The sequence below is a fragment of the Ramlibacter sp. genome (assembly GCF_013697775.1).
GTDB lineage: Bacteria > Pseudomonadota > Gammaproteobacteria > Burkholderiales > Burkholderiaceae_C > Ramlibacter.
In genome coordinates, this window is the sequence record NZ_JACCWG010000317.1 from 1 (window position 1) to 3,556 (window position 3,556).

The 3,556-nt window shown below is 74.7% G+C and carries 2 protein-coding genes; both read right to left on the bottom strand.

The genetic code is table 11. The features are described from left to right. Positions 1 to 482 (bottom strand): amidase family protein (locus H0U68_RS16065; RefSeq protein WP_296357363.1); only part of this gene is annotated, 482 nt, incomplete at its 3' end. Next, positions 479 to 3,556: type I polyketide synthase (locus H0U68_RS16070; protein ID WP_296357365.1), on the bottom strand; the 3,078-nt coding region annotated here is incomplete at its 5' end. The genes H0U68_RS16070 and H0U68_RS16065, both read right to left, overlap by 4 nt.

The following is a 3,556-nucleotide window of genomic DNA, read 5'->3' on the forward strand; positions in this document are numbered from 1 at the left end:
GCCACCGCGGCGGCGGCGCCGCCGCTCGATCCGCCCGCGCTCAGGCCCGGGTCCCACGGATTGCGCACCGGGCCGTGCAGCACCGGCTCGGTGGTCACCGAATAGCCGAATTCGGCGGCATTGGTGCGCCCGAGCGTCATGAAGCCGGCATGGCGAAAGCGCGCCATCAGCGACGCATCGGCCAGTGCCGCGGGCGCATCGGCCAGCAGCCGGCTGCCCATCTGGCATGGCAGGCCGCGCGCGCGCAGCACCAGGTCCTTCACCAGGAACGGGACGCCCGCGAGCGGCCCGTGGGCGTCGTGCTCGCACGACGCGGCGCCGTCGCCCGACAGCGGCCCGACCACGGCGTTCAGCCGCGGATTGAGCAGTTCCACCGCGGCGCGCGCGCACTGCGCCAGCTCCGCTGGAGACACCTCGCCGCGCCGCAGCAACTGCGCCAGGCCGGTCGCGTCGTGCGCGGCATAGGCGGGCAGCGCGATCACGGCGCGCCGCCCTCTTCCTCCACCACGGCGCTGACGTAGGAGCCGCCCGCGCCGAAGGAGTTGACCAGCGCGCGGCGCGGCAGCACCGTGCGCACCCCGTCCACGCGCGCGATCGGCCGCTGCCACTCCAGCGCCTCCCCCGGCATCACGAAAGGCGAGCCTTCCAGCCGGATGGCGGGATTGAGCAGGCCGGCCAGCCGCGTGGGCACCAGCGCGCCATGCTGCAGCTGCAGCACCACCTTGGCCAGCTGCGACATGCCGGAGGCCGCCGCCGCATGGCCGATGTTGGCCTTGACCGATCCCAGCGCGCACCAGGGGGCCTGGCCGCCGGACGCGCCGAACACCTTGCACAGCGCGGCGAACTCCACCGCGTCGCCCAGCGCGGCGCCGTTGGCGGCCGACTCCACGTAGCCGATGCCGCGCGCGTCCACGCCGGCCGCTTTCAGGCTCATCGCGATCAGCCTTGCCTGCGCACGCGGGTTGGGGATGAACGGCGCCGTCTCGCGGCCCGCGTAGTTGGCCACGGTGGAGCGCAGCACGGCCAGCACGCGGTCGCCGTCCGCGCGCGCGTCGCCCAGGCGCTTGAGCAGCACCGCGCCGGCGCATTCGGCCGGCAGGTAGCCGTCGCCCGCCGTGAAGCTGCGCGAGTCGGCGCGGCTGCCCAAAAAGCGCAGGGCGCTGGCCTGCCGGTAGTAGTCGGCACCCAGGATGCTGAAGCCGCCGGCGATCGCGCTGCCGCACTCGCCGCTGCGCAGGCTGGCGCAGGCGGCATGCACCGCCGCCAGCGACGACGAGCTCATGGTGTCCACCGCCATGCTGGGGCCGCGCAGGTCGTGCATGAACGAGATGCGGTTGGCACGCAGCCCGCCAGACCAGTCGGCCACCGCGCCCTGCCCGGCCTGCGGGCCGCCGCTGCCGCAGATGAACAGGCCGATGGGCGCAGCGTCGCGCGCGCTGGCGTCCCGGGCGCCATAGCCGATGCCGTCCAGCAGCTCGCCGATGCCGCGCAGGAACATCGCCTCCACCGGATGCAGCGCGCCGAACGACATGGCCGCGGGGATCAGGCCGGCGTCGAAGCCGGCCGCCCAGGCCGGGTCCAGGCGGCCACCCCAGCGGCAGTAGTTGCGCCCCGAAGCGGCGGCGATGGCCGGGTCCGGATGGAACTGGTCGTCGCCCAGCCAGCCAGCGTCGATCTCGCCGATGCAGTCCGCGCCGGCCTCCAGGTTGCGCCAGTGCGCCGCCAGGTCGCCGGCGCCCGGATGGAAGCCGCGCAGGCCGACGATGGCGATCGCGCCGTCGTCCTGCTGCCGTGGCGGTGTGGCTGCGGCCAGCAACGCGGGCGCTGCTGGCGGGGCCGGTGCAGCCGCTGTGGGCGCTGCAGCGGCTGCCGGGCGCGAAGCCAGGACGTGCGCGCCGAGTTCGGCGAGCGTCGGATGGCTGAGGATGTCCACCGGCTGCAGCCGGGTGTGCAGCGCCGCGTTGACGGCATCGGCGAAATCGGCGGAGCTGATGGAGTCCACGCCGAACTCGGAGAACGCCGTATGCGGGTCGAGCTCGCGCGCATCGATCTTCAGCACCGCGGCCAGCTGCGCGGCCAGGATGCCGGTGACGCCCTCGGCCGGCGCCGCCATCACGGCCGGCGCGACGGGCAGGCCGCCATCGCCATCGCCCGGCAGGAAGCAGCCCAGGTGGTCGGTGGCTTCGGGCCGGGTGTTGCGCTGGAACACCAGCTGGTCGCGCGGCGACGCCAGCAGCGCATCCAGCGCCTGCATTGCCTCCTGCGCACCGAGGGCGCCGATGCCGGCGAGCGCCATGCGCTTCTTGAAACTCTCCGGCAGCGTGCGCCCGACGCCGACCTCGCCCCAGTAGCCCCAATGCATGACCTTCACCGCCGCCGCCGCGCGCTGGCGCAGCTGGTGCGCGAAGGCGTCGATGAAGGTGCAGCCCGCCGAGTAACCGGCGTTGCCAGCGCCCTTGCCGAAGGTGTTGTTGGAGGAGAACACGATCCAGTGCTTCATGGCGAGATCGCCGAAGGCTGCCGCAGCGGCCACCGGGACGTCGAGCTTGGGCGCGAGCACGGCGCGCAGCTGCGCCTCGGTGGTGTCGGCCAGCGGCCGGTCGGTGGCGCCCATGGCGGTGAGGACAATGCCGTCGATGCGGCCGAAGGCCGCCAGCACGCGGCGCCGCACCTGCGCCAGTTGCCCGGCCACCGAAGCATCGGCGGTCAGGTAAAGCGGTTCGATGCCCAGCGCGCCGATCTCGCGCAGGCCGGCGGCAATTTCCTCGTCCTGCGGCCTGCGGCCCACCCACACCGGCTGGCCGCGCGCGCTGCGCACCAGGTGCGTGCTGAAGGCGCGGCCCAGCCCGCCGGCCCCGCCGATCACCACGTACACGCCGCCGGCGACCAGCCCCACCTGTTCCGCCGGCAGGTCGTGGCAGGCGCGCAGCACCTGGCGATGCCATCGTCCGGCGCGGTGCACCCATGCGTTGCCGTTGGCGTCGGCCGGCACGCGCAGCACTTCGGCGAACGCGGGCGGCGCAGCCGCGTCGACGTCGACCAGGCGCACCGCCCAGCGCGCACGCTCCTTGGCCAGGCTGCCGACCAGCCCGTGCACGCCGGCCGCAGCGGCGTCGATGGTTTCTTCGGCGGACAGCGCCTGCCCGTTGCAGGTCAGCACCGTCAGGCCGAGCTTGCGGCCGGCACCTCCTGGCATATCCAGCGCATCCAGCGCCTTGACCAGGCGCAGGCCGGCGGCCGATGCGGCGAACTGCGCATCCGCGGCGCCGGGCGCGCCGGACACCGCGGACACCGCCGTGCGCGGCACCAGCCACACCAGGTGCTCGAACGGACCCGCGGCGGCGAGCTTCGCAGCGAGCGTTTCCGCGGTGTCGGTGCCATCCACCGCGACCTGCCGCAGGTCCCGCCCCCAGCCGGGCAAGACCGCGGCCGGCAGGTCCATCGGCCGCAGGAAGACCGCTTGGGCCAGCGTGGCCGGCCAGGGCGTGGCGGACAGGCCGTCCGCCGCTTCCCAGCGCGCCGCCATGGCCAGCGTCTCGCCGGCGGCCGGCGGCGG